Source organism: Candidatus Pelagibacter communis (genome assembly GCF_001180225.1).
Classification (GTDB): Bacteria; Pseudomonadota; Alphaproteobacteria; order Pelagibacterales; family Pelagibacteraceae; genus Pelagibacter; species Pelagibacter ubique_D.
The window spans coordinates 1-5,952 of the sequence record NZ_CVST01000046.1 but is presented as its reverse complement, the minus strand read 5'-3'; the positions used below and the strand labels follow the sequence as shown (position 1 = coordinate 5,952).

Sequence of the window (5,952 nt, the reverse complement as noted above, 5' to 3'; positions counted from 1 at the left end):
AACTTATGATGGAATGATTATAAATGCTGCTGCATTCACACATACTTCAGTTGCAATAAGAGATGCACTTGAATTGTTCAAGAAACCAATAATTGAAATGCATATATCGAACATATATAAAAGGGAAGAATTTAGACATAAATCACTTATTAGTGGAGTTGCAACAGGTGGGATTTTTGGATTAGGCACTGAAGGATATATTTTGGCCATAATTTCATTACAAAAGCTTTTACAAAAATGAAAATAGATAAAAACATAATCAAAGAACTTAGTAACTATTTAGATGAGTTTAATTTAACTGAAATAGAAATTACCGAAAAAGATACTAAGATTAAAGTTTCAAAAAATAATGTATCAATTAGCAGTCAAACAATTCCAGCATCTGCAAACAATACAAATTTAACTGCTGCTTCCCAATCTTCTGAAAACGTTAAATCTGGTACAGAAATTACTTCTCCAATAATTGGAACTGCTTATCATGCACCAGAACCTGGGGCGAAAAAATTTGTTGAAGTTGGTAAAAAAATTAAAAAAGGTGACACAATTATGATTGTTGAAGCAATGAAGACTATGAATCACGTACCTTCCACGCATGATGGTGTTGTAAAAGAAATTTGTGTTGATGATGGTCAGCCAGTTGAGTTTGGTCAAACAATTCTTATTTTAGAATAATTAATGTTCAAAAAAATTTTAATTGCAAATCGTGGAGAAATTGCAGTTAGAATTATAAGAGCATGTAAAGAATGGGGTATTGCAACAGTTGCGGTCCATTCAGATGTTGATAGAGAAAGCATGCATGTAAGAATGGCAGATGAAAGTGTCTGTATAGGATCTCATCAACCAGCAAACAGTTATTTAAATATTCCTGCATTAATGTCTGCAATAGAACTGACTAATGCAGACGCTGTTCATCCAGGATACGGCTTCTTATCAGAAAATGCTAACTTTGCTAAAATTTTGGAAGAAAATAAAATTAAATTTATTGGTGCATCTTCAAAACACATCGAAATGATGGGAGATAAAATTCAAGCTAAAAGAATAGCTAAAGAAAATGGTTTACCAGTCATTGAAGGATCTGAAGGTGGTGTTAGGGATATTAATGAAGCAAAAGATCTTTGTAAAAAAATTGGCTTTCCTGTTCTTATTAAAGCCTCAGGTGGAGGTGGTGGAAAAGGTATGAAAATAGTACATAAAGAGGAAGAATTTGAAACTTTATTTTCCACAGCTAAATCAGAAGCACAAAAATATTTTGGTAACGATGAAGTGTATATTGAGAAATTCTTTCAAAATCCAAGACACATAGAAGTTCAAATTCTTGCTGGAAAAAATAGAGTTGTGCATTTACATGAAAGGGATTGCTCTGTTCAAAGAAGACATCAAAAACTTATTGAGGAAACTCCTAGTCCTGTTTTGAATGATGAAATTAGAAAAGATCTTTTTGAAAAAACTGTAAAAATGGTCTCTAAAATTGGATACATGGGCGCTGGTACAGTTGAATTTATCTACGAAGATGGAAAATTTTACTTTCTTGAAATGAATACAAGAGTCCAAGTAGAACACCCTGTTACAGAAATGGTAACAGGAGTAGATATTATAAAAGAACAAATTTGGATAGCATTTTCTGAAGAAACAGCATTAAAACAAAGCGATATTAACCCAAGAGGTCATGCTATTGAATGTAGAATAAATGCTGAAGATGCTAGTAAAAATTTTCAACCATCTCCAGGTGTTATAAGTATGTGTCACCAGCCATCTGGATTTAGAACAAGAGTAGATGGAGCTATATTTCAAGGTTACAAAGTTACTCCATATTATGACAGTATGGTTTGTAAGTTAATTTGTCATGGACGAAATAGAACAGAAGCTATTCAAAGAATGAACCGATCTTTAGATGAATTTGTTATTGAAGGTATTACAACTACTATTCCACTTCACAAAAAATTGTTAAATCATAAAAAATTTATCAATTCAGATTTTAATGTGAGCTGGCTAGATAAAGATACTATAGTTTAATAACATTTTACTAGCCACACATCATAAATTGGATGATCAAAGGGAGTTATTGAAGGGCTTGATGAAAACATCCATCCATTAAAAACAAAAACTTCATCATTATTTTGATTTGATAAATCTCTGACTTGAATGTAAGCAGTAATTTCTGGACTATCATCAAATTCAGAATTTTTACATTTTAAACTCTGAATTGATAAGTCTTTAAATTTTAGTAATTGACCATTTTTAAGTTTTAATGAAGTATTTTTAGAACTAATTTTATCTAAAATTTTAATTTCAGTAAAAGAACCTTCAAGTTGAGTATTGGAATGTGAAATAGATGTAAATAGAAAAAAGAAGATTAGTAAGTAAAGAAAAAAACTATTCTTTCCAACTAGTATATTTTTTTTTAACACCATCTTTATTTTTATTTGGATAATATGCTTCTTCGGTACCAGTTAAATTGGATTGATGAGGTTTTTGCCATTCATATTTTTCTAGCTCATGTTTTTTTTCTATTTTGTTAGGTGTAAAATGCATCCATGAGTACCACTCAACTGGAATTTTTGATGCATCAATAACATCAGAATATATTACCCATCTTTTTCCTTTTTTATCTTCATAATATTTGTTACCAAACTGATCTGTACCAGCAAGTTTTCCAAAAAAAATTGTTTTTAATCTTGTTCCAAAAGTATCTTGATTCCACCAAGTGAAAATTTTTTTAAAAAGTGTCAACATGTTATTTTATTTTTTATTTCAATTAAAAATTGTAAAATTTAAATTAGACTAAAATATGAATAAGTATATAAATTAATAGAATCTATTTTCAAACTAATTTTAAACTGAGGTGAAATGGCAAAATATCTTGTAGAAACTTATTACACTTGTACCTTTAAGGTGAATCATTACTTAGACGACATAAATGAAACAGAGCTTAAAAATCTAGAAAAAAGAGACGATGGTAAATTCGAAGTTTTAGATGTCAAACTAGACAATAGAAAAACTAAAAGTTTAGATCCAAATAACAAAAAAGTAGTAGAAAATAAAAAAATTGAAATAGTTTCAAAAAGTGCAAGTGAAAATTCTATAAGTAAAGAAACCGTCGTTCAAAACTTAAACAAGTCCTCAGAAAAAGGTGGAAAAAGATTTAGTATGCCTGACAGACGAAAAGGCTATATTCAAAAAGCTACAATTGGAGATCATAAAGTTTATCTTCATACAGGTGAATATGAAGATGGAAAAATTGGAGAAATATTTATCGACACAAGTAAAGAAGGAGAGCTAGTTAAGGCATTGATGAATAACTTTGCAATAGCAGTATCTTTAGGCCTTCAATACGGAGTACCATTAGATGAATTTATAAGTGCATTCGTGGGAACAAAATTTGAACCATCAGGTAAAGTGCATGGAAATGATAGAATATTGAGCGCTACCTCTATTTTAGATTATATTTTTAGAGAGTTAGCTATATCTTACCAAAATAGAGAAGATCTTGCACATACTCCTGCAATTGGTGGAAACGATACGAATGATCAAGAAAATGAAGATCAAAGTCAATTATTAAAAATTGTAAAAGATATTACTAGCAAAGGATTTGTAAGAAATAACTATAAAAAAAATCTAGTTGATTTATCTGATGTTAAAATAAGTCTTAAAGGTAAAAAATAATTTTATTTTTTATTTTTCAAAGACAAGTTTAACTCTTTTAGCTGTTCAGGATTAACTTCAGATGGAGCATTCATCATCAAATCCTGTGCATTTTGGTTCATTGGAAACATTGTTACTTCTCTAATATTCTTCTCATTAGCTAACAACATGACAATTCTATCTATTCCTGGAGCAATACCTCCATGCGGTGGAGCACCATAACTTAATGCATTTATCATACCACTAAATTTTTCATCTACTTGCTGCTTATCGTAACCAGCAATTGAGAATAACTTGTACATAAGTTCTGGTTTATGATTTCTTATGGCACCAGAGGATAATTCAATACCATTACAAACAATATCGTATTGATAAGCTAAAAGCTCTAGAGGATTTTCAAGTTCTTTTTCTGTCAAATCACCTTGTGGCATAGAAAATGGATTGTGACTAAATTCGATTTTGTTGGTAACCTCATCTCTTTCAAACATTGGATAATCAACTATCCAACAAAACGCAAACACATCCTCATCTATTAAGTCTAAATCTTCTGCAATTTTATTTCTTGCCTGAGAAGTTATTTTTTCTAATTCATTTTGTTTTCCACATGCTAGAAAAATACTATCCCCTACTTCTGCATTAGTTAAGTTCATTATTTCTAACAATGCCTCTTTTGAAAAAAATTTTCCTATAGGTCCTTTACCAGACAACTCAGTATCATTTTCAAATGTAAAATAAGCCAAACCTGATGCTCCTTGTTCTTTGGCCCATTTATCAATATTATCAAAAAAGCTTCTTGGTTTGTCCTTTGTGTTTTTTGTTATTATGCATCTTACTCTTGAACCGGATTTTACTAACTTTTTAAATATTTCAAAAGATACATCTTCTCTTGTAAATATTTCAGTAATATCATTGATTATAAGTGGATTTCTTAAATCAGGTTTATCACTTCCATATTTTAACATTGCTTCTTTGTAAGAAATTCTTGGAAACTTATCGTTTAATAATTTTTTATTTGAAAATGTTTTAAAAGTATTAACCATTAATTTTTCAACTACGTTAAAAACATCTTCTTGTTCTACAAAAGACATTTCTAAATCTAGTTGATAAAATTCACCTGGACTTCTGTCTGCTCTTGCATCCTCATCCCTAAAGCAAGGGGCTATTTGAAAATACTTATCAAAACCAGATACCATAATTAGCTGTTTAAATTGTTGTGGCGCCTGAGGTAACGCATAAAACTTCCCAGGATTTAATCTACTTGGAACTAAAAAATCCCTAGCACCCTCAGGACTAGAGGATGTTAATATTGGTGTTTGGAATTCCAAAAAGCCTAATTTAGTCATTTCATTTCTAATGTGTGAAATAACTTTTGATCTTAGGATTATATTTTCATGTATTTTTTTTCTTCTTAGATCTAAAAATCTATATTTTAATCTTATTTCCTCAGCATATTCTTGATCACTAAAAACTGGCATCGGTAATTCTTTGCAAGAACCTAGTTCTTCATAAGTATCAATTTTTACCTCAATTTCTCCTGTGCCTATTTCTTTGTTAATTGTATCTTTAGATCGAGCTACAACCTTACCTTCGATTTTAACTACAGTTTCTAATTGAGTTTTTTCTAAGTTTGTGAAATTTTTATTATCCTTATCTATAATACATTGTGTGACACCATAATTATCTCTTAAATCTATGAATAATAAGTTACCATGGTCTCGTTTTTTATTGATCCAGCCTGAAAGAAATACTTTTTTATCAACGTCTTCTTTTCTTAATTCGTTACAAGTATGTGTTCTATATTTACTCAATTATTCTCCTAAAGCTTCTTTAATAATTTTAAAATCGATTGGTTTTTTCCTTTTTAAACTAATTTCGTCGATCTTATATATGAATTCAGATATTTTGCCATAGGATCTATCTATTCTTTTTATAATGAAATCTATTAATTTCTTATCAATTGATATCTGACGATCAGAAAGATTTTTTAATATTAAGGCATATAACAAATCATCTTCTGGTTTATCAATCTTTGATAAAATAAAATTTTTAGCTCTAGAATTTAAATCATTTAGTTCAAAAGTGTAATCAACAATAGGTTTTGTTGAAGTAATAATTAAATACTTATTGTCTTGCTCTATGTTGTTCAAAAAAGTGAATAATAACTTTTCATCAATATTTTTATTTAAATCCTCAATAATTATATTTTCATAGATTTTAATTTTTTTTAAATATTCATTACTAATATCAGCTGCGTTTATTTTAATACCCTTAAATTTATGTAAAAAAATATTAATTAAATGAGATTTTCCT

The 5,952-nt window shown here is 29.1% G+C and carries 8 protein-coding genes; 4 read left to right on the top strand and 4 right to left on the bottom strand.

Annotated elements, in window-relative coordinates:
- From AMN99_RS04015 to accC, 3 genes are all read left to right on the top strand, one after another.
- Positions 1-241 (top strand): type II 3-dehydroquinate dehydratase (locus AMN99_RS04015; RefSeq protein ID WP_143323924.1); only part of this gene is annotated, 241 nt, incomplete at its 5' end.
- Complete coding sequence (locus AMN99_RS04010; protein WP_075506550.1) at positions 238-672, top strand: acetyl-CoA carboxylase biotin carboxyl carrier protein; 435 nt, start codon at positions 238-240, stop codon at positions 670-672. The genes AMN99_RS04015 and AMN99_RS04010, both read left to right, overlap by 4 nt.
- A 3-nt stretch (positions 673-675) precedes the next feature.
- Positions 676-2,013 (top strand): acetyl-CoA carboxylase biotin carboxylase subunit, encoded by a 1,338-nt coding sequence (gene accC, locus AMN99_RS04005; RefSeq protein ID WP_075506549.1) that lies wholly within the window; start codon positions 676-678, stop codon positions 2,011-2,013.
- On the opposite strand, the gene AMN99_RS04000 is transcribed toward accC, so the two are convergent.
- Complete coding sequence (locus AMN99_RS04000) at positions 2,010-2,411, bottom strand: DUF2155 domain-containing protein (RefSeq protein ID WP_075506548.1); 402 nt, start codon at positions 2,409-2,411, stop codon at positions 2,010-2,012. The genes accC and AMN99_RS04000 overlap by 4 nt on opposite strands.
- Complete coding sequence (locus tag AMN99_RS03995) at positions 2,374-2,733, bottom strand: NADH-ubiquinone oxidoreductase subunit NDUFA12 family protein (RefSeq protein ID WP_075506547.1); 360 nt, start codon at positions 2,731-2,733, stop codon at positions 2,374-2,376. Before AMN99_RS03995 ends, AMN99_RS04000 begins: the two co-directional genes overlap by 38 nt.
- Positions 2,734-2,847: 114 nt before the next feature.
- Between AMN99_RS03995 and AMN99_RS03990 the strand changes: the two genes are divergently transcribed.
- Positions 2,848-3,663, top strand: a complete 816-nt coding sequence (locus AMN99_RS03990; protein ID WP_075506546.1) for a TSCPD domain-containing protein — start codon at positions 2,848-2,850, stop codon at positions 3,661-3,663.
- Positions 3,664-3,665: 2 nt separating this feature from the next.
- On the opposite strand, the gene aspS is transcribed toward AMN99_RS03990, so the two are convergent.
- Positions 3,666-5,450: an aspartate--tRNA ligase gene (aspS, locus tag AMN99_RS03985; RefSeq protein WP_075506545.1), complete on the bottom strand. Its 1,785-nt coding sequence runs from the start codon at positions 5,448-5,450 to the stop codon at positions 3,666-3,668.
- A partial coding sequence (locus tag AMN99_RS03980) for a P-loop NTPase family protein (protein WP_075506544.1) occupies positions 5,451-5,952 on the bottom strand: 502 nt, incomplete at its 5' end.